The sequence below is a fragment of the Burkholderia thailandensis E264 genome (assembly GCF_000012365.1).
GTDB lineage: Bacteria > Pseudomonadota > Gammaproteobacteria > Burkholderiales > Burkholderiaceae > Burkholderia > Burkholderia thailandensis.
In genome coordinates this window covers 845,112-865,327 of record NC_007650.1, presented here as the reverse complement: position 1 = coordinate 865,327, position 20,216 = coordinate 845,112, and the positions used below count along the sequence as shown (strand labels likewise).

The 20,216-nt window shown below is 67.1% G+C and carries 14 protein-coding genes; 7 read left to right on the top strand and 7 right to left on the bottom strand.

Annotation, left to right across the window (positions count from 1 at the left end; all coding sequences use genetic code 11):
• Window positions 1–69: 69 nt before the first annotated feature.
• From BTH_RS03820 to BTH_RS03810, 3 genes are all read right to left on the bottom strand, one after another.
• Window positions 70–1,239, bottom strand: a complete 1,170-nt coding sequence (locus BTH_RS03820) for a histidine kinase (protein WP_009895958.1) — start codon at window positions 1,237–1,239, stop codon at window positions 70–72.
• A complete protein-coding gene (nosP, locus tag BTH_RS03815) occupies window positions 1,232–2,392 on the bottom strand; it encodes a nitric oxide-sensing protein NosP (protein WP_011401006.1) in 1,161 nt (386 codons plus the stop codon). Before nosP ends, BTH_RS03820 begins: the two co-directional genes overlap by 8 nt.
• 90 nt (window positions 2,393–2,482) lie before the next feature.
• Window positions 2,483–3,913, bottom strand: coding sequence for an HD domain-containing phosphohydrolase (locus tag BTH_RS03810; protein WP_011401005.1), 1,431 nt, complete (start codon window positions 3,911–3,913; stop codon window positions 2,483–2,485).
• A gap of 427 nt (window positions 3,914–4,340) precedes the next feature.
• Between BTH_RS03810 and BTH_RS03805 the strand changes: the two genes are divergently transcribed.
• The 3 genes from BTH_RS03805 to BTH_RS03795 are packed head-to-tail and all read left to right on the top strand — an operon-like array spanning window position 4,341 to window position 7,868.
• The gene (locus tag BTH_RS03805; protein ID WP_009907354.1) at window positions 4,341–6,761 is read left to right on the top strand and encodes an RICIN domain-containing protein; all 2,421 of its coding nucleotides are present in this window, start codon (window positions 4,341–4,343) and stop codon (window positions 6,759–6,761) included.
• A 2-nt stretch (window positions 6,762–6,763) separates the two neighbouring features.
• The gene (locus tag BTH_RS03800; protein WP_011401004.1) at window positions 6,764–7,279 is read left to right on the top strand and encodes a hypothetical protein; all 516 of its coding nucleotides are present in this window, start codon (window positions 6,764–6,766) and stop codon (window positions 7,277–7,279) included.
• The gene (locus BTH_RS03795) at window positions 7,266–7,868 is read left to right on the top strand and encodes an SCO family protein (RefSeq protein WP_009907352.1); all 603 of its coding nucleotides are present in this window, start codon (window positions 7,266–7,268) and stop codon (window positions 7,866–7,868) included. Before BTH_RS03800 ends, BTH_RS03795 begins: the two co-directional genes overlap by 14 nt.
• Window positions 7,869–7,941: 73 nt before the next feature.
• Here BTH_RS03795 and BTH_RS03790 read toward each other — a convergent pair whose 3' ends face one another.
• The 4 genes from BTH_RS03790 to BTH_RS03780 all read right to left on the bottom strand — a co-directional run bounded on the left by BTH_RS03790 (window position 7,942) and on the right by BTH_RS03780 (window position 13,233).
• Window positions 7,942–8,943, bottom strand: a complete 1,002-nt coding sequence (locus BTH_RS03790; RefSeq protein WP_009895937.1) for a patatin-like phospholipase family protein — start codon at window positions 8,941–8,943, stop codon at window positions 7,942–7,944.
• A 91-nt stretch (window positions 8,944–9,034) separates the two neighbouring features.
• Window positions 9,035–9,274 (bottom strand): hypothetical protein, encoded by a 240-nt coding sequence (locus BTH_RS34270; protein WP_154660026.1) that lies wholly within the window; start codon window positions 9,272–9,274, stop codon window positions 9,035–9,037.
• A gap of 178 nt (window positions 9,275–9,452) precedes the next feature.
• Window positions 9,453–10,820, bottom strand: a complete 1,368-nt coding sequence (locus BTH_RS03785; protein ID WP_009907348.1) for an MFS transporter — start codon at window positions 10,818–10,820, stop codon at window positions 9,453–9,455.
• Between the two features lie 61 nt (window positions 10,821–10,881).
• Window positions 10,882–13,233: a cytochrome P450/oxidoreductase gene (locus BTH_RS03780; protein ID WP_009907347.1), complete on the bottom strand. Its 2,352-nt coding sequence runs from the start codon at window positions 13,231–13,233 to the stop codon at window positions 10,882–10,884.
• Between the two features lie 104 nt (window positions 13,234–13,337).
• Between BTH_RS03780 and BTH_RS03775 the strand changes: the two genes are divergently transcribed.
• From BTH_RS03775 to BTH_RS03760, 4 genes are all read left to right on the top strand, one after another.
• Window positions 13,338–14,258: an IclR family transcriptional regulator gene (locus tag BTH_RS03775; RefSeq protein ID WP_009895933.1), complete on the top strand. Its 921-nt coding sequence runs from the start codon at window positions 13,338–13,340 to the stop codon at window positions 14,256–14,258.
• 477 nt (window positions 14,259–14,735) lie between these two features.
• Window positions 14,736–16,931, top strand: coding sequence for a beta-glucosidase family protein (locus tag BTH_RS03770; protein ID WP_009895931.1), 2,196 nt, complete (start codon window positions 14,736–14,738; stop codon window positions 16,929–16,931).
• A gap of 737 nt (window positions 16,932–17,668) precedes the next feature.
• A complete protein-coding gene (locus BTH_RS03765) occupies window positions 17,669–18,160 on the top strand; it encodes a hypothetical protein (protein ID WP_009895928.1) in 492 nt (163 codons plus the stop codon).
• A 559-nt stretch (window positions 18,161–18,719) separates the two neighbouring features.
• Window positions 18,720–20,111: an amidase gene (locus BTH_RS03760; protein ID WP_025404165.1), complete on the top strand. Its 1,392-nt coding sequence runs from the start codon at window positions 18,720–18,722 to the stop codon at window positions 20,109–20,111.
• The last annotated feature ends 105 nt before the right edge of the window (window positions 20,112–20,216 follow it).

The window sequence follows — 20,216 nt, the reverse complement described above, 5'->3', positions numbered from 1 at the left end:
GCATTCGGCGCATCCTGCACGCATCGACGCACGCCGGCCGAAGCGGCGGCCCCGGAACGAACGCGCAAGCTATCCGGCCGACGCGTCCTGAAGCAAGCGCCGCCGAACGATCGGCAGCCAGATCGTGAAGCGCGATCCGTTGCCCGGCTCGCTGTCGACCTCGATCCGGCCGCCGTGTTTTTCGACGATCCCGTACGAAACCGACAGGCCGAGCCCGGTGCCCTTGCCGACCGGCTTCGTCGTATAGAACGGATCGAAGATCTTCGCGATCCGGTCCGCCGGAATGCCGACGCCCGTATCCTCGATCGCGATCGTCACGCCGTCGCCTTCGCGGCGCGTGCGGATCGTGATGGTGCCGCGCTCGACGATCGCCTGCACGGCGTTCATCAGCAGGTTCATCATGACCTGGTTCAACTGCGACGGCATGCATTCGACGGCCGGCAGCTCGCCGTAATCCTTGACGACCTCCGCCTTGTACTTCAGCTCGTTGCGCACGACGTTCAGCGTCGCCTCCAGGCCCTCGTGGATGTCGGTGAAGTTCCATTCCTCGCTGCCCGCCCGCGAGAAGTCGCGCAGGTCCTGCACGATCCGCCGCACACGCGACGCGCCTTCGATCGATTCGTCGATCAGCGTTCCGATGTCGCCGCGCAGATAATCGAGATCGACTTCCTCGTGCGCGGCGCGCAGACGGGCTCGCGCATCGCCGCCGGCATCGGCGATCATCGCGTCCTCCAGCGCCATCACGTCGAGCAGTTGCCGCACCCACGTCTTCAGCATGCGCAGATTCGAATCGACGAAGCCGATCGGATTGTTGATCTCGTGCGCGACGCCCGCCGCGAGCTGGCCGATCGACGCGAGCTTCTCGGATTGCAGCAGTTGCCCGTGCGCCTGCGCGAGCTGCTCGATCAGGTGGCGCTGCGCCTCGCGCTCGGTTTCGAGTTCCGCCTGCGTCCGCTTGCGCTCCTCGATCTCCTGCGCCATCAGCGCCTGCGTGCGCTGCAGCGCGTGCATGATCTTCTGGTTCTCGTGCAGCGCCGCCTCCAGCTCGCGCGTGCGGTGCCGCACCTGGTCCTCCAGCGTGACCGCCATCTGGAACAGACTGAAATCCGATCCGCAGACGATCGTGCTGCGCTCCGCGCGATCCATCAGCGACCGCACGATCTTGTTCAGCCGCACGATCTCCTTCTTCAGGGTCGGGATGTCGGCCGACGCGTCGTCGACGAGACGCGATTCAGGCACGTTCGGGCCTCGGCGCGTGACTGAACACGATGCCGGTCAGCGTCTGGTTCACGTGAACGCCGCCGTACTGTTCGCCGTAAGTGCTGAAGCCGACCGCGCGATTCGCCTTCAGCAGTTCCGCCGCCGTGTCGCGCGTACCCCGCTGCATCATTTCGAGATGGCGCAGGATGCAGTCCCACGCGAGCACGAGTTGCGGCTCGCCGAACGAATCGCGCAAATCGCCGAAGGTCGCCTGAAGGTTGTCGACGAGGTCGAGCGCGCGCGCAACGCGCAGCACGAGGCCCTCCTCGATCGCGCAGTAGAACGTGAGGCTGCCGTCCGGATTGAGCTTCTGGATCGAGCGCACGTAATCGGTGCCGTCGATCAGCACGACGACGGGCGCCGCCGCGAAGTGCCCCGGGCTCAGATCCTCGACGCGCGCGCCGATGAGGCGCGCGTATTCCTCGGCGGCGGGCAGCCCGTTGATCTCGCTGACGGTGCGGCGCTCCGCATCCGCCTGCGTGACGACGAGCCGCTCGGCGCCGCAGCGGAAATGCTGAGTCTTGAAGGTGCGGAACGGCAGCGCGGTCGACGCGACGATCAGCGCCGCGCAGTCGTCGCGAAACCGTCCGTCGTAGAAGATCGCGGTGCGCTCGAAACGCAGATCGTCGGCCGCCGAGCCGCCGACGAGCGGAATGTCGCCGAGCGCGCCCTGCAACGTGCGCGTGACAGGCTCCTCGCGCACCGACAATCCGTCGATCAACAACAGCGCGAACGGATTCGCGCCGCTCGCGCGCGGCGCGCGCCGCTCCAGATCGTGCAGCGCGTCGAGCGTGCACGCGTGCCCGCTCGCGATCGTGAACGTCTGAAGCCCCTCGAGCAGCGCGGTTTCGATGGTGAACAGCGCGCGCGGCAGCGCGACAGCGACGAGACTGCCGTTGCGGTAGCCGGCCGGACCGATCTCGCCCGCCGTCGTGCAGCCGATCACGCGCGTGCCGCGAAACCGCTCGCGCATCTCGTCCGCGAGCGCATCGAGATCGAAGCGGCTCGAACAGAAGAACAGCACCAGCTCGGCGTCGCAGCCCGCGAGCGCCACATGAACTTCCCGCACGGCGGCGCGTGCGTCCGCGCACGTCGAGTGCACGGCGGGAATCGCAGAGGACAACGAGTTCACGACAGATCTCCCCTTCGTCAGACGGCTTCGAACGAGCCGATGTCTTCGCGGCCGTGCGCGACGCCGATCGCCGCCGCGGGCCGTGGTGCGTCAATCGAGTCTGTGGCACGGTGGCGGCTCGCCGCCCGCCGCATCGACGAAAATGACGAACGGCGCGGCTTCGTTCGCCTCGAAGCGGCGCACCTGCGCGGCCTGATGCGACGACACGACGCTGCCTTTCGTCATCAGCAGGATGCCGCAGCTGTTGCGCAGATCGTGGGCCAGCCGCATGCCTTGCGCGAGTTGCGAAGCGTTGATGCGCGATACGCTCGCGCGCCGGTCGAGCGCCGCCGATTCCTTCGACGTAGCGACGAACCGGTCGACGACGCGCGGGTCGTAGCGCCGGCCCGCCTGCGAGACGAGCACCGCCGTCGCCTGCTGCACGGTGTACGGCCGCTTGAACATGCTGCCGCTGCATAGCGCGTCGAAGTCGCGCGCGACGGCGAGAATGCGCGAGCCGAGTGCAATCGCGTTGGCGGCGAGTCCGTCGGGCGTGCCGCGCCCGTCGAACCGCTCGTATTGATGATGGATCACGTGCGCGACGCGACTGAGCCGCTGAACCGGCGTGAGCACCATCTGCGCGCGCAGCGGATGCTGGAAATAGAGCCGGCTTTCGTCCGGCGTCATGCGGTCGATAGGCTTGTGCAACAGTTCGTCCGGCAGCGACAGCTTGCCGATGCCGTGCAGCAGCCCCGCGAGGAACAGTTCCTGCGCCTGCCAGCCGCTCATGCCGAGCGCGAGCGCCAGATTGCGCGCCGCCTCGCCGACGCGCTGCGATTCGCCGCCGGGCGCGCCGCAGCGCAGCTCGATCATGTTCGCGCACACCTGAACCATCGCGGCGAAATCGTGCGTCAGGTCGCGCTGCGCGTCCTCGAGAAGCAGCATCGTCTGGCGGATTTCCTCGACGCGCGCCCGCACCTGAACCTCGAGCCCCGCGTTGAACGCGCGCAGCGTTTCGTTCTGCGCGCGCGTGAGCGCGTGGAGCCTCGCGGCCTCGCGACGCAGGCGCTGCTGCTCAAGCGCCTGCTCGACGGTCAGCAGCAGATCGTGATCGTCCCAGGGCTTGGTCAGATAGCGATAGATGCCGGCTTCGTTGATCGCGCGTGCGGCCGAATCGATTTCCGAATAGCCGGTCAGCAGAATGCGCATCGCGTCGGGATGCCGCTCGCTCGCGCGCGCGAGAAATTCGGCGCCGCTCATTTGCGGCATCCGCAGATCGGACACGATCAGGTCGACTTCGCTCGCGGCCAGCAGGTCGAGCGCGGCCTCGCCGCTATTGGCGCATAGCATCCGGTAACGCTTCGGACGAAACGTGCGCTTGAGCGACGACAGCACGTCCGGCTCATCGTCGACGAGCAGCACGACCGGCACGTCGCCGGACGCGTCGCCCGCCGCGCGCGCCGGCCGTGCGTCGTCATCCCCGGCGAACTCGTTGCTGCGTGCCGATATCGAAGGACTGCTCGCTCTCGCTCGTTCGCTCATGGTGCCCTCATTCCGATCTCTCTTTTTTCTTGGATGTCGGCAGCGCGAGCGATTCGGCGCACTAGGGAAAACGCGGCAAACACGAGAAACGCAGAAACGCCGCGTGCGGATTGCCCATTTTCAGGCATCCGGAATATTCGGCATGTTTGGTCCCGGTTTCATTCGGTTCATTAAACGGCTATTTAACGCGTCCGTTTCGGCATTCAGCTTTTCATTGAAGACCGGAACAGTCCTTGCCGTCAGCCATTCATGATCGATTCGCGCGCCGGGGCCGCGCCCCTCCGACGCTGACCGCATGCTCGCATCGCGATCGACGCGCGTCGCACATCTCACGCCATTCCGTTCGTGATTCGGTGATGCGCCGAACAGTCGAATTGAAATCGGCCGCTTTTAATACGGCGCGGGAAATACGGACGACGAGGCGCAGATGCATTTCTTTCGATTCGCGTGGCGGCACGCGCAATATGGGTTTTGCCTGTTGATCGCCGGCATGTTGCTGCCGCAAGGCGCGGCGGCGGCCGTCACGGCATCCTATTCGGACATCGTGGGCTCGGACAGCGGGCTGTGCGTGTCGACGGCCGGCAACTCGAGCGCATCGGGCGCGGGTATCGTGCTGATGTCGTGCGCGGGCCTGAGCAACACGACATGGTCGTTCGTTCCCGTCGGCAACCGCTATCACATCGTGCTGCAGGGCAGCGGCCTGTGCTTGAACGTGCCCGGCGGCTCGCCGAACAGCGGCACGCAACTGATCCAGTATGCGTGCCAGGACAGCAGCCTGACCAACGATCAATGGACGATCGTCGCGCTCGGGTCGAGCTACCGGATCGTGTCCGCGTCGAGCGGCATGTGCGTGAACGTGAGCGGCGGATCGCGCGCGAGCGGCGCGGCGCTGATCCAGTATCCGTGCCAGAGCGCGAGCGCGCTCAACGATCAGTTCAACCTGTACCTGCCTGTCGTTGCGTTCACCAACGTCGCGGCGGCGAACAGCAATCTCTGCTTGAGCGTCAATGGCGGCTCGACGGCCGCCGGCGCATCGATCGTCCAGGGGACGTGCTCGAATCAGGGCGGCACGAACTGGTCGCTGCTGCCCGCCGGCAGCGGCTATCACGTCGTGTCGCAAGCCACCGGACAGTGCCTGAACGTGTATGGCGGATACAAGACGAGCGCAGCGCCCGTCATCCAGTATCCGTGCCAGGGCGACGCGCAGACCAACGATCAATGGACGGTCGCGCCCGTCGGATCGAAGTACCGGCTGATTTCGGTGTCGAGCGGCATGTGCCTGAACGTGAGCGGCGGCTCGCTATCGCCGGGCGCGCCGTTGATCCAGTATCCGTGCCAGGACGCGAACGCGCTCAACGACCAGTTCTCGCTCGGCCTGCCGCAGTCGTTCCCGGTCACGCTGCCGTCCGCATGGAGCCCGGTGATTCCTCTGCCCGTCAATCCAATCGGCATCGCGAACACGCCGAACGGCAAGCTCGTGATGTGGTCCGCGGATCAGCAGTTCAGCTTCCAGAACGACGTCGGCGGCAAGGCAACGCAGACGCAGACCGCGGTGTTCGATCCGGCGACGAACACGGCGACGCCACATATCGAAACGTCCGCGGGCTCGGACATGTTCTGCACCGGCACAGCGATGCTGCCGGACGGCAAGCTGCTCGTGAACGGCGGCGACAGCAGCCCGAAGACGACGCTGTACGACTGGGCGACCAACACGTGGAGCGCGGCGGCGGCAATGAACATTGCGCGCGGCTATCAGGGCGACACGCTGCTGTCGAACGGCTCGGTGCTGACGCTAGGCGGCTCGTGGAGCGGCGGCCAGGGCGGCAAGAACGCCGAGGTGTGGATGAACGGCGGCGCGTGGACGGTGCTGCCCGGCGTGCCCGAGACGAACATCGTCGGCCCCGATCCGCAAGGAATCTATCGCGGCGACAACCATCTGTGGCTGTTCGCGCAGGCCGGCGGCACCGTGTTCCATGCGGGGCCGAGCTCGCAGATGAACTGGATCTCGACCGAAGGCGGCGGCGCGATCCGGTCGGCGGGCATGCGCGGGGTCGATCCGTTCAGCATCAACGGCACCGCGTCGCTGTACGACGTCGGCAAGATCCTGAAGGCGGGCGGCGCGAAATCGTATCAGCAGAACGGCGGCGTCACGACCTACGCGTCGAATTCGGTCTACCAGATCGACATCACGCGCGGGCCGAATCAGCCGGCTGCGGTACAGCGCCTGAACGGCATGACTTATCAACGCGCGTTCGCGAACAGCGTGATCCTGCCGAACGGCAGCATCGTGATGATCGGCGGCCAGAGCGTGCCGATGCCGTTCACCGACACGTCCGCAATCATGGTCCCCGAAATCTGGGACCCGGCAACGCAACGCTTCAACCTGCTCAAGCCGATGCAGACGCCGCGCACCTATCACAGCACGGCGATCCTGCTGCCGGACGGCCGCGTGTTCGCAGGCGGCGGCGGCCAGTGCGGCGCAGGCTGCGCGATGAACCACCTGAACGCGGAAATTCTGACGCCGCCGTACCTGCTCAACACGGACGGCACGCCGGCGCAGCGCCCGGCAATCACGAATGCGCCTGCGTCGGCGCAGCTCGGGACGTCGATCACAGTATCGACGCAAGGCCCGGTGACGTCGTTTGTGCTGATGCGCCTGTCGTCCGTCACGCACACGACGAACAACGATCAGCGGCGCATCCCGCTCGCAATCACGTCGTCCGGCGCAACGAGCTACCGGCTCGCGATTCCGGCCGACCCCGGCGTCGTCTTGCCCGGCTATTACATGCTGTTCGCGCTGAACGCGCAGGGCGTGCCGAGCGTGTCGACGTCAATCCGGATCTCGTGACGATGCGGCGCGAATGCGGGATGCGCCGCGCGCGGCGCCCGGGGATCGCAGGGCTCGCGCTGATGCTCGCGCTCGTGTGGCCCGGCCGCGCCGCTCAAGCCGCTCAAGCCGCTCAAGCCGTTCAGGCGGCTCAGGCGGCTCAGGCGGACGACCTCGCGGCGCACGGCCGTGCGTTGTTCGCAGGCGCCGCGCCGATGCAAGGACGTTTGTCGATGCATCCCCGCGACCTGCCCGCAACGGTCGTGCGTTGCGCGAATTGTCACGCGGCGGGCGCGAGCGCCGCGGCGGCGAATTCGATCGCGCCGCGTCTGACGCGCACATGGCTCGCCGATCTGCAGAGCCGGCGCGGCGGCCCGCCGAGCCGCTACGATCGCGACGCGTTCTGCGCGCTGTTGCGCACCGGGCTCGATCCGACCTACGTGATGATCAATGTCGAGATGCCGCGCTATCGCGTGAGCGAGCGCGACTGCGCAGCACTTTGGGCCTTTCTGAACGAGGTGCCGCATGTTCGCCGGTAAGGCTGGCATGCGGCGGCGCGCGCTGCTCGCCGCCGCGCTCGGCGCGGCGCTGCCCGCACTCGCGACGTCCGCGCGCGCGCAGCCGCCGGCCGGCCAGAGCGGCTATCACGGCGGCCTGATCACGCCGCCCGTGCCAGTGCCCGACATGCCGCTACACACCGCGGACGGCCGCGCGACCCGCCTGCGCACGCTGCTCGCGGGCCGCGCCACCGCGCTGCAGTTGTTCTACACGGGCTGCTCGTCGACATGTCCGATCCAGGGCGTCGTTTTTCGGCGCGTGCAAACGCTGCTTGGGCCGCACCCGAAGCCGGACATCCAGTTGCTGTCGCTCAGCATCAGCCCGCTGGAGGACACGCCGCAGCGGATGCGCGCATGGCTTGCCCGCTTCGGCGCGCGCCCCGGCTGGATCGCCGCCGCGCCCGAGCTGAAGGATGTCGACGCCTTGCAGGCATTCTTCGGCGGCGGCCGCACCGGGCTCGACAATCACAGCACGCAGGTGCAGATGATTGACCGGCGCGGCGAGCTCGTCTGGAGGACTTACGAATTGCCGTCGCCGGAAACGCTCGCCGCGCTGCTCGGCCGCGCCTGACGGCGACGCCGCGCCGCCCGGCTCGCCTCCCGCGCGCGGCGCGCCCCGCGTTCCGCGCATGCCGCGTGCGGCGTCAACGCCAATTCGCGTCGACCCATTGGCGCACGCCCTCCCACTCCGGCGTGTTCATGTATGCAACCGTCTCGCTCTCCAGCAACGACGCCTTGCGCCAGTCGTCGATCCCGACCGTCTCGCCGAGCACGAAATTCGCGCGCCGGTAGTATCCGCCGAGCAACTGGGTCGCCTGCTGCGTCGCGAGCATCGCGGTCGTATCGAGCGTCATCCCGAGCAGCGCCGATGCCGGCACGCCGTGGCTCTCCCATGGCCAAAACCATGTCGTCACGCCCCATCGGAGCGGATCGCCGACCGCGCTCGTTTGTATGCCGTCCTGACTGATGCCGGTGCCGAGCGACAGCACCCGCAAATTGCCGAGCGCGCCGCCGAGACGGCTCGCGAGCGCCTCGGCGACAGCGGTCATCGACGGATTGTTCGCGAACAACCCGCCGTCCGCGAAGTAGCCGAGGCGCGGCACTTCATACGGCGGGAAATACGAAGGCGCGGCCGATGTCGCGAGTGCCGCGTCGACAAGCGCGACATGACGATATGCATTGCCGCTCGCGTTCGAGAACGTGCACGCCGACCAACTGCGCATCGCCGGGTCCCACATCCGCGACGAATTGATGACGATCAGCCGGCCCAACTCGGTCAGGTCGCCGCCGCGCAGCAGTTCCTGCGCGATGCGCTTGAGCCCCGTGTTCACGTACTGGCAGGCCACGTACCCAGGCCCGGCCAGTGCGGCGAAGCTCTCGGCGCCCGTCGCGATCGCCGCCTTCTGATCGAGCCACAGGCCGTTTTCCTGGAAGATCTCCGCACCGCGGTTCCGGTACACGTCGACGACTTCCGAAATCGGCACGCCGCGCGCCAATGCGAGCGCGAGCAGGCCGCCCGTCGACGTGCCGGCGAAGCCGTCCGCCTTCGCGATGATCCCGCTGTGCCGATCGAGATCCTGGATGAGCAAGGCTGTGATCAATCCCCTGATGCCCCCGCCGTCGCAACTGAGAATCTTGAAGGCCATCGCTGTTCTCCTCGACTCGTGAAATTCGTGAATGTCGTGAAATGCATGTGACGCGCTTCCGAACAGACTCATCGCCGCCGCACGTCGTGCGTCACGCATCCGATCGCGCATGCGCGTGCACATCGCCGCGCCAATCCGGCTCGGCATTGCATCCGGAACGACCGCCTGCGATCGCTTCGTCGCAGACAGCGCCGCGTGAATGGCCGGCTCCGTTGACGTGCGAACGGAAAACCAGCCGGCCGAAACGACGCGCAGCGAAACGAAACGAAGCAAAGCAAAGCAAGGCGGGCCGTCGCCGATCGCGCCGGAACGGGTTGCCGATGTCCGACACGCTTGCTCGTCTCGCGCGAGTGAACGCGGACCGCGTATCGTGCGTCGATGCGTATTCTTAACTTAGGATGTGCGAGCCGCTTTGGCCAGGCCGCGACGCAGTGATTCGATGCGCGGCGCACGTTGCAAGCGCCGCGCGCCGCCGGCTCCGAGCCGACCGTCCGCGTGGGCCGCCAGCATCACTCGCCCGCGGCGGCGGCGCGGCGCGCGCCGATCGCATCGCCCGCGCCGGCGAAACCCGAACGCGCGATCGCGACGATCCCCGCCATCGACACGCACGCCGGCACCGCCGCCGCGAGAAACAGCGATGACGACGACCATTGCAGGTGCATCAGCGCGCCGCCGAGCACCGGCCCGATGACGGAACCGATCCGGCCGAAGCCGAGACTCCAGCCGATGCCCGTCGAGCGCAGCGGCGTCGGATAGTAGACCGCAGCGAGCGCATTGAGCGCGGGCTGTCCGCCGATGATCGAGAAACCGGTCATGAAAATCGCCGCGAACACGGCGGCGAGCGACGCGAGCACGAGTGGATGCCCGATCGCGGCGATCGCGATGATCGCGAGCAGGAACGTCGTCGCGAGCACGGTCGCGAACCCGATCCGGTCGATGATGCGGCCGAGCGCGAGCGTGCCGGCCACGCCGCCCGCCCACAGCGCGGTGCCGGCGAGCACGGCGGTCGACATCGGATAACCGGCGTCGCGCATCACCGTCGGCAGCCAGTTCGACAGAAAATACATGTCGAGCAGGTTCGCGAAATTGACGAGCCACAGCAGCAGCGTGACGCGCGCGCGCCCGTCCTGGAACAGCGCGACGAACGGCGCGCCCGCGCCCTTCGGTTCGGCGCCGACGAGCGTCGCGCCGCGCGGCAACGACGCTGCCGGCACGATCCGCGCGAGTTGCCCGCGCACGCGCGCCGAATCCCCGTCGCGCGACAGCAGGAACTGGATCGATTCCGGCAGCGCGACACACATCAGCACGCCGATCGCGAGCGGAATCGCGCCGCCGACGAAGAACACGGCTCGCCAGCCTGCGTGCGGAATCAGCGCCGCGGTGATGAGCCCGCCGGCCACGCCGCCGACCGTGAAGCCGCACGACACGATCATCATCAACGACACGCGGATGCGCCGCGGGCTGTATTCGCCGGCGAGCGCCATCGCGTTCGGCATGATGCAGCCGAGCCCGAGCCCCGCCGCGAAGCGCCAGCCGATCAGTTGCGGGATCGATTGAGCGAAGCCCGTCGCGATCATGCAGACGGAGAAGAACAGCGTCGCGCCGATCAGCACCGGACGCCGGCCGATCCTGTCGGCGAGCGCGCTGAACACGAGCGAGCCGATCAGCATGCCGAACAATCCGGCGCCGAACACGGGCGACAGCGTCTCCTTCGCGGTCCCCCATTCGCGGATCACGACGGGCGCGACGTAGCCCATCGCCTGCACGTCGAATCCGTCCATCACGAGGCACGCCGCGCATAGCGCGACGATCGCCCATTGATGCGCGCCGAAGCGGCTGTTGTCGAGCATCTCGCGCACGTCCACTCGCGTCGTCATTCGTCGTCTCCTTGTCATGTCGCCATCGTCGTTCGCCCTGCGTCGGGGCATGGAACCTGCGCTACAGCTCGAGCACGATCCGCCCGCGCTTCGCGCGCGAGCAGCATGCCATCATGCGCGTATTCGCCGCGCGCTCGCCCGCGCTCAGCACGCTGTCGCGGTGATCGATCTCGCCCGCGAGCACGCGCACCTCGCACGAGCCGCAGAGCCCTTCCTCGCAATCGCTCTGCAAGTCGACGTTCGCGGCGCGCAGCGTCGCCAGCAGCGTCCGGTTCGCGGGCACAGTCAGCGTGAGCCCCGAATCCTTCAGTTCGACTTCGAACGGTTGCTCGGCGGCCGGATCGACGCGCGGCGCGGCGGCCGCGAAATGCTCGACGCGCAGCGCGTGCGCCGGCCAATGCGCGGCGCGCGCGGCGAGCGCGTCGAGCATGCGCGCGGGTCCGCACGCGTAGACCTGCGTGCCGGGCGCGACGTCGAGCGCCGAGAAATCGGCGCGCGTGCCTTCATCCGACACGTGCAGGCGAAGCCGCTCGCCGTGAAGCGCGGCGAGTTCGTCGACGAACGCCATCGTCCGGCGACTGCGGCCGCAGTAATGCAGCGTGTAGTCGATGCCGCCCGCGCGCGCTTGCCGTGCGATCGCGCCGATCGGCGTGATGCCGATGCCGCCCGCGATCAGGATCGCGCGGCTCGCGTGTGCGTCGAGCCGAAAATGATTGCGCGGCCCGCGAATCTTCACGCGCATGCCGGGCCGCAGCCGCTCGTGCATCCACGCGGAACCGCCGCGGCTCGCCGGCTCGCGCAGCACCGCGATCTCGTACGCGCCGCGCTCGGCCGGGTCGCCGCACAGCGAATACTGCCGGGAAAGGCCCGTGTCGCCGCATTCGATGTCGATGTGCGCGCCCGCGCTCCAGCGCGGCAGCGGTTCGCCGCCCGGCGCGACGAGGCGCACGCGCAGCACGCGCTCGGCCACGGGCGTCATGCTGTCGACGCGCAATGCGCGCCCCGCGCCGCGCGCGTTCGATTCGCCGATCCGCACGGCGAGCGCCGGCCGCCGCGCATCCGCGCGACGCCGCTCGGGATTCGCGGCCGGGTCCCACTCGACCCACAGATGCTCCGGACCGCGAAACGACGTGTTCGGCACGTACGTGAAGCGCTGCTCGGCGAGCCGCATGTGCGGCAGGCGGCGCGTCAGCTCGTCGATGAAGATCTGCATCTCCATCCGCGCGAGATGCTTGCCCATGCATTGATGCGCGCCGTAACCGAACGTCAGGTGCTCGGCGCAATCGTCGCGGTGGATGTCGAACAGGTCCGCATCGGCGAAGCGGCGCTCGTCGCGATTCGCCGACGACGTGACGATCAGCAGCTTCGCGCCGGCGGGAATCGCAACGCCGCCGACCGTCGCGTCGCACGTCGCGATCCGCCGCCATGCGGCGATCGACCCGTTGTGGCGCAGGCACTCGTCGACCGCGTTCGGGATCAGCGAAGGGTCGTCGCACAGCTCTCGCCACGCGCGCGGATGCTGGAGCAACAGCTTGAGCGCATTCGCGGTCGCGTTCGCGGTGGTCTCGTGCGCGGCGACGATGCCCGCCATCATCATCGAATGCAGATATGAATCGGTGACGATATCCGGATGCTCGCGCTGCATGCGGATGCCGAACTGCATCCAGCCAGGCCCCGACGGGTCCTCGCGCATCTTCTCGAGCACCTTGCCCGCGTACCTCCAGAACTGCCCGACCGCGTGCGCGACCGCCACCTGCTCGTCCGGCCGCGGCCGTCCCCACGTATTGACGGTGTGCGCGATCGAGTACTTGCGCAGCGTGTCCATGTCCTCTTCGGGTACGCCGAGGAAATGCAGCGCGACCGTAAGTGGCACTTCCCACAGCATCTGGTCGACGAGGTCCGCGCGTCCGTCGTCGACGAAGCGGTCGACGTATTCGCGCGCGAGCCGCCGCACCATCGGCTCATGCGCGCGCAACGCATCGGGCGTGAACGGCTCGATCAGCAGACGCCGCCGCGCCATGTGCGCGGGCTCGTCCTCGTTGACGAGCGTGCGGTTCATCGCATAGCCGTACGACGCGAGCACCGCGTTCGCGTCGGGCCCCGTCGGCGTGATCTTCTCGAGCGCGATCGACGGGCTGAACGTCCGGTTATCGCGAAAGATCGCCTTGATGTCGTCGTAGCGCGTGACGATCCAATAGCCGAGCTTCGGGCTGTAGAACACGGGTTCCTGCTCGCGCGCCCAGCGTACGTACTCGGGCGGGTCCTGCTGATAGGCGTCGTCGAACGGATCGAACGCCGCCGCCCCGGCGCTCGCCGGACAACCGGCCGGATGCGCGGCGGCATCGTCTGAAACGGGATGCAACGGACACTGTGCGGCGGGCGAGGCCGGCGGCGTGGACGCGGAATGCGTCATGGCAGTCCTCCAGTGGTCGAATTACGTTTTGCGTAACTCTAGTACGCATTGCGTAAATCAATGATCGGGGTTAACCTGCATCGCATTTCTATCGTAGTCACGCGATGGGCGCGATGCGCCTGCCGACGACGTCGCGCACTTCGCACTACAATCCCCGGATGACGAAAAAGGCCCCTACCCTGAAACCCGCGAGAGCCACCCGCACGCGCGATGCGACCGCGTCCGCCGCCGATCCGTCCGCGTCGCGCGAACGCCGGCAGCGCGTGCAGGCGGCCGCGACCGGCATGGCGGTGCTCAAGGGGCTGGCCCGGCTCGGCGGGCGGGCGACGCTGACGGCGCTCGCCGCGCACGTCGAAGAAAGTCCCGCGAAAGTGCATCGCTATCTGGCGAGCCTGATCGAGGAAGGCTTTGTATCGCAGGACCGCGGCACGCAGCAGTACTACCTCGGCACCGAGGCGCTGCTGATCGGCGTCGCCGCAATGCGCCAGGCCGAGCCGATCCGCGCAGCGGAGCCCGCGCTCGCCCGGCTGCGCGAGGCGCTCGCGCTGACGTGCTTCGTCGCGGTGATGGGCAATCGCGGGCCGACGATCCTGCGCATCGAGGAACCGGGGCTGCCCGTGATCGTCAACGTGCGCGCGGGCTCGGTGCTGTCGCTGCTCGGGTCCGCGACGGGGCGGCTGTTTCTCGGCCTGCTCGACGGCTCGACGATCGATGCTATGGCTCAGGCGGAACTCGCGGCCGCGCCGGCCGAGTTGCGCGCGCAGCTCGACGCGCGCGATCCGATCGGCGCGCTGCGCCGCGCAGTGCGCGCGGCCGGCTGCGCAACGGTGCGCGATACGAATCTGAAGGGCATCAGCGCGGTGTCGGCGCCGCTGCGCGACTACACCGGACATGTGTGCGCGGCGTTGACGGTGCTCGGCGCGACCGGCTCGTTCGACGCATCGCTCGAAGGAGACGTCGCGACCGCGCTGCGCCGGGAAGCCGACGCAACGAGCGCGACGCTCGGTTATCAGCGGCAGGCGTAGCGTTCGCCGCATTGCCGCTCGGGCAATGCACTGAAAACGCGGCGAACGATCGTCGCCGCCATTCCATCGGCCGCACATCGCATCGATCGTTCGCCGATTGATTCGGCGACCAAAACATCATCCGGCAACGTACCGCCCGTCATGAAGCCGCGCGGCCGGCCTCCGATCGATTACGCGCACGCGGGCCAGTCTCCACGAATCGAAAACGGCATCGATCGATAACCAAATCGTTCAAAAGTTTACTTGTAGCCAGTCTACTTATGCGCTATCACTAACCCTGAAGTTTTGCTACATCTCCACGCGACCGCCATTCACGCCGGATTCATCGCAGGCCGTGCCCGGCAGGTTCGCGACGCATGATCGAGTTTCATCCGTCACACGCTTGACGACGCGACCTCTGTCGCGGGCCCGCGCTCGTGCCGTGCTTCGCGCCGCATCAAGCGCCAAAACGAAACAAGCATTCACGGAGACAGACCCATGCACGCAAAACGCCTTTCCGCCGCCCTTCTCTCCGCCTCGCTGTGCGTGTTCTCGCATGCGGCCGAAAACGGCGCGCCGTCGAAGGACTTCGCCTTCCAGGACGATTCCGCGCTTCGCCGCGCAGACATGCTGGTTCGCCAGATGACGCTCGACGAAAAGCTGCAGCTGATTCATTCGAAGTACCAAATGAGCGATGTGCCGGGCGGCGGCGCGGGCTTCATCCAGGGTATTCCGCGGCTTCGCATCCCCGATCTGAACATGGTGGATTCGGCGACGGGCTCGGGCAGCACGTCGCAGCCGAGCACGACGTTTCCCGCGACGATCGGGCTTGCGGCGAGTTGGGACAAACGCCTTTCGTACGCATTCGGCGCGGTGATCGCCGATCAGTTGCGCGCGCAAGGATTCGCGATGGGCCTGGGCGGCGGCACCAACCTCGCGCGCGAGCCGCGCGGCGGGCGTCTGTTCGAATATCTCGGCGAAGATCCCGTTCTCGCCGGCGAGATGCTCGCGGCGCGCACGCGCGGCACGCAGGACCGCAAGGTGATCGCGACGATCAAGCACTACGTCGGCAACGAGCAGGAAACGAACCGGATGGGCGGCAACGACCAGATCGACGAGCGCACGCTGCGCGAGCTCTATCTGCTGCCGTTCGAGATCGCGATGCAGACCGCGCGGCCCGGCAACGTGATGTGCAGTTACAACCGCGTCAATGGCGACTACGCATGCGAGAACACGCACGTGCTCACCGACGTGCTCAAGAACGAATGGCGTTTTCAGGGGCAGGTGCAGTCGGACTGGGGCGCCGCGCACAGCACCGCGAAGGCGATCAACGCGGGGCTCGACGAAGAGGAAGACGTCGGGCCGACCGTGTTCCTCACGCCCGATCTCGTCAAGCAGGCGCTCGCGAATCGCGAGATCACGCCGGCGCGTCTCGACGACATGGCCCGGCGCAAGCTCTACGCGATGATCCGCACGGGCGTCATGGACGATCCGCCGCGCGGCGGCGGCACGATCGATTTCGCCGCGGCCAATCGATTCGCCCAGTATGCGGCGGAACAATCGATCGTGCTCCTGAAGAATCAGGATCGCCAACTTCCACTGGACTCGGCGAGCCTGAGGCGAATCGCGGTGATCGGCGGCCATGCCGACGCGGCCGTGCTGACGGGCGGCGGATCGGGCAATACCCGGCATCCCGTCACCGGCGCGTTCGCCGGATGCGGCGGCCTGACGTTCCCGACAACGACGGGCTGCAACTGGTGGCCGAATCCGTGGCTGAAACTCGACGTGCCTATCGTCCAGGCGATCCGCAATCTCGCGCCGGGCGCTGCGGTCGCTTTTGCCGGGAACAGCGACCAGCAGTCGCCGTTCGCCGCGTATACGCAGCAGCAAATCGATGCGGCCGTCGATCTGGCGCGACGCTCGGACGTGGCGATCGTCTTCGTCACGCAGGCGGCGGGCGAGGATTTCGGCGAGTTGCGCAGCCTCGCGCTCGCGAATCCGACGAACCAGGACGCGCTCGTCCAGGCGGTTGCGCAGGCCAATCCGCGCGTGATCGTCGTTGTCGAGAGCGGCAATCCGGTGCTCATGCCGTGGCGCGACCAGGTAAGCGCGATCGTTCAGGCCTGGTTCCCCGGCGAAGGCGGCGGAAACGCGATCGCCAACGTGCTGTTCGGCAAGGTCAATCCTTCAGGCAAACTGCCCGTCACGTTCCCGGCGCGAGACGAGGATACGCCGACCTGGGGCGCCGACGGCACGCTCTCGCCGAACCCCGTCTATTCGGAAAAACTGAAGATCGGCTATCGCTGGTACGACGCGAATCGCATCGCGCCGATGTTCCCGTTCGGCCACGGCCTGTCGTACACGCACTTCTCGTACTCCAGGCTGGAAGTGAAGCAGCGCGCGGATGCGACGACGACGGTATCGTTCACGCTGACCAACGACGGCCCGGTCGCCGGAGCCGAAGTGCCGCAAGTCTATCTCGGCGATCTCGACGACCCGCAGGAGCCGCCGAAGCGCCTCGTCGGATGGGACAAGGTGGGCCTGCGCGCAGGCGAAGCGCGACGCGTGCGCATCGTGATTCCCGCCGAGATGCGGCGCGTGTGGGATACGCATCGGAATGGATGGACGCTCGCGAAAGGCGGACGCATTTACGTGGGAGCGTCTTCGCGCGATATTCGGCTTCAGCAGCCGTGAAGGATGACGGCGGCGCCTCGCGGCGCCGCCGTTGCGGATGGCCTGGCGAAATGCAGCCGGGGCGAGCGGTAACGAAATGCCGTTCACGACGCATGGCCGCCGCCGATTCGTTGCCCGTTACCGCTCGAACGATGCGATGCGATGCGCCGTAAGTCCGTGGGCGGCTTCGTACGTCACCGATGCAGGAAGCAGCGCCGCTTCATCGGCAACGCCGCGCATGATCTCTCGAGACGAGAGCGCCGCGCCGAACCGAACGCACGATCGCCATGGCCGTTGCGCTCGGTCCGATACGGCTCGTGGCTTTGAGCCCCGCCGCCATTCGCTCGGCAATCCGACGCGGCCGTCAGCGATGCGCCAGGCGCCGGCCGTCATGAATCGGCCGTCAGGCACGTTTCTCTTCGTGCGCCTTATTTAGGAGGCGCTTCCGACTGCGTCCCGGTCCTTTCGCATCGGGCTACCAGAACTTGTAGTTTTCCCCCGCCCCTTTCCCACCTACGATGGTTCCCGCAAGCATAAAGCCGGCAGCAGATGCGCGTCTCTCGTAAACACGAGACCCAACCGCTGAAACAGAAAATCAAATTGCAAAACGCGATGTCGATCGACATTCGTCTCATCACGGCGATTCCCGTTTCACGAACTCGAGCATGGCCCGTGCGCAACGGGCCGACACCCGGCGCGACTGAAGCCGCTGAACCGGCACGACAGTCGTCATCCCCCTCAAGATAGGAGTTCGCATCATGGCTACCACCACCGAAGAAGACGTCCTGCTGCACGTCCTTCACAACGTCTACAGCGTGACGGGCGGAGAGGTGACCCCGTCGTCGGTCTCGGCGCCGACCGTCGAGCTCAAGGTGCATTTCGACGATCAAAACCATCGCATCACCGGCTTCGGCCGCATCGCCTGGGGCAAGAACAAGCCTCCCAAGGTCACGTCGGAATTCGTCGATCTCATCATCCACGGCGACTTCGGCTATTTCCCGCCGGCCAAGAAGCAACGCGACCCGAATTTCCCGGTCAAGACCCTGCAGGTCAACCTGGTCGGCTATCCGAACCTGCACTGGAATCCGCACTGGGGGATCGGCCCGCAACTTCCGATCATCTTCCATCTGAACGCGGTGATTCCCGTGGGCTCCCAGTCGGGATACTCGGCGTACAGCTACGGCGTCCCGAACGACCCGGAAGGCAACGTCTCCGTGACCGACGCGACGATTCGCCAACTGCTGCTCTGATCGCGCAGGCGGATCGTCCGCATCCGGGCGGCATTCGGCAGTTCAGCGCATGCAGCCGTTCCGGATGCGATGAGCGCCGAAGATTCGCGCGCCGGCGAAGCGAATTCGCCGGCGCCGATCGTTTTTCGCAAGTAGGACCCGCCGGAATCGAAGGACGTTCGCCGCGACAGCGTCCGTGCCGTCCCGGCTTTCCAGTTGCGATGCGGCAACCCGCGACGGTTTCCACGGCGGCGCGCCGTTCGCCGCGAATCAGGCGCCCCCACCTCGCCGCGAGCCGAAGGCGCCGCCGCATCGTTGCCGGCGACGATGCGGCGGCGACGCGTTGCAGATCATCCAATAGCGACGATTGTTGCAATCGCCATCGATCGAATCTCGACGTCGTGCCGTCGCGGTCCCGTCGTCGTGCCGTTCGACCGTCGAATCGAGAGATGATGGCATTGCATGCGGCAAACCGTCCCGGCCGTTCGGCGTCCCGGGCCGACGGATACGCGCCGCGTCGGCGGCAACCGGTTGCCGTTCCTGGCCTCGTCTTTTTTTGCGCGATCGAGCGCGCCCGACCATGCGTGAGAATTTCGAGTATCTCAGCCTGCTGGATGTATCGTCGCAATTGCGGCAACGACGCCTGTCACCGGTGGAGTTGACGCAAGCGATACTCGCACGCATCGCGCGACTCGATCCGCATCTGAACGCGTACATCCGTATCACGGCGGAATCCGCGCTCGCCGACGCTCGACGCGCCGAGCAGGAAATCGCGCGCGGAACCGATCGGGGGCCGCTGCACGGCGTACCCGTCGCCGTCAAAGACATTTTCGACATCAAGGGCATCCCGACCACGGCCGGCATGGGCATTCGCGCGAACGCCGTCGCCGATGAAGACGCCACGGTCGTCCGGCGCTTGCGCAGCGCCGGCGCGGTGATGCTCGGCAAGCTGTCGATGACCGAGGGCGCGTATGCCGAGCACCGCACACCGTTCGCGGCTCCGCGCAATCCGTGGCATGACGCGTACTGGCCCGGCGCGTCGTCCAGCGGCAGCGCCGTCGCCATCTGCGCGGGACTCTGTTACGCCGCGCTCGCGTCGGAAACCGGTGGATCGATTCGGCTGCCGGCGGCAGCCAACGGCGTCACCGGCATCAAGCCCACGTGGGGCCGCGTCTCCCGCCACCGGACGTTCGAACTCGCCGCGACGCTCGACCATGTCGGCGTCATTGCACGCTCCGCCGCCGACGCGACGGCAGTCCTCGAAGCGATCGCGGGCGCGGACCCTGCCGATCCGACGACATCCCGACTGCCCGTTCCCGATTTCCCGAGCGCGCTGACTCGCGAGCTGAAAGGCGTCCGGCTCGGCGTGGACGATTCGTGGCTCGGCGCTCGCCTCGGCGACGCGGCCGAGCGCGCGATATCGACCGCCATCGCGGTGCTTCGCGAACTCGGCGCGGAAATCGTCGCCGTGACATTGCCGGACGTGAGCGACATGATCTGGGATTGGTTTCCGGTCTGCGCCGTGCAAACGGCGCTTGCGCACGAGGCCACGTATCCGTCACGCAAGAACGAATACGGTGCGAGCCTCGCCGCGCTGATCGAGCAGGGGCGCGCACTGTCCGGAACGGAGCTTCAGCGGTTGCTTCTGCGACGTCAGGTTTTTCGGGGCAAGCTCGCGGCCGTGTTCGACGTCGTCGACATCGTGGCCTTGCCGGTGCTCGCCGACGGCGTGCCGACGATCGAGCGGATGTCGAAGGTCGACGACGATTTGATTGCGGATCTCCATCGGTTTACATGCCCGTTCAACATGGCGGGCATTCCATCGATCGTTCTGCCGTGCGGCATGTCCGCGAACGGATTGCCGCTCGTGTTTCAGATGATCGGCACGCACTTTTCCGAAGCCCTGCTCGCGTGCGTGGCGGATGCGTATCAAGCGTCGACGGAATGGCACTTGCGACACCCCGAGATGTAGAGGGCACGCGCGAGCGGACAGAAAAACTCACGCGGCTGATTCCGTCGTGCCCGGCGATTCGCGGGCGTCGGCAATCGGAACATCGGCCGCTCCATGCATCGCACG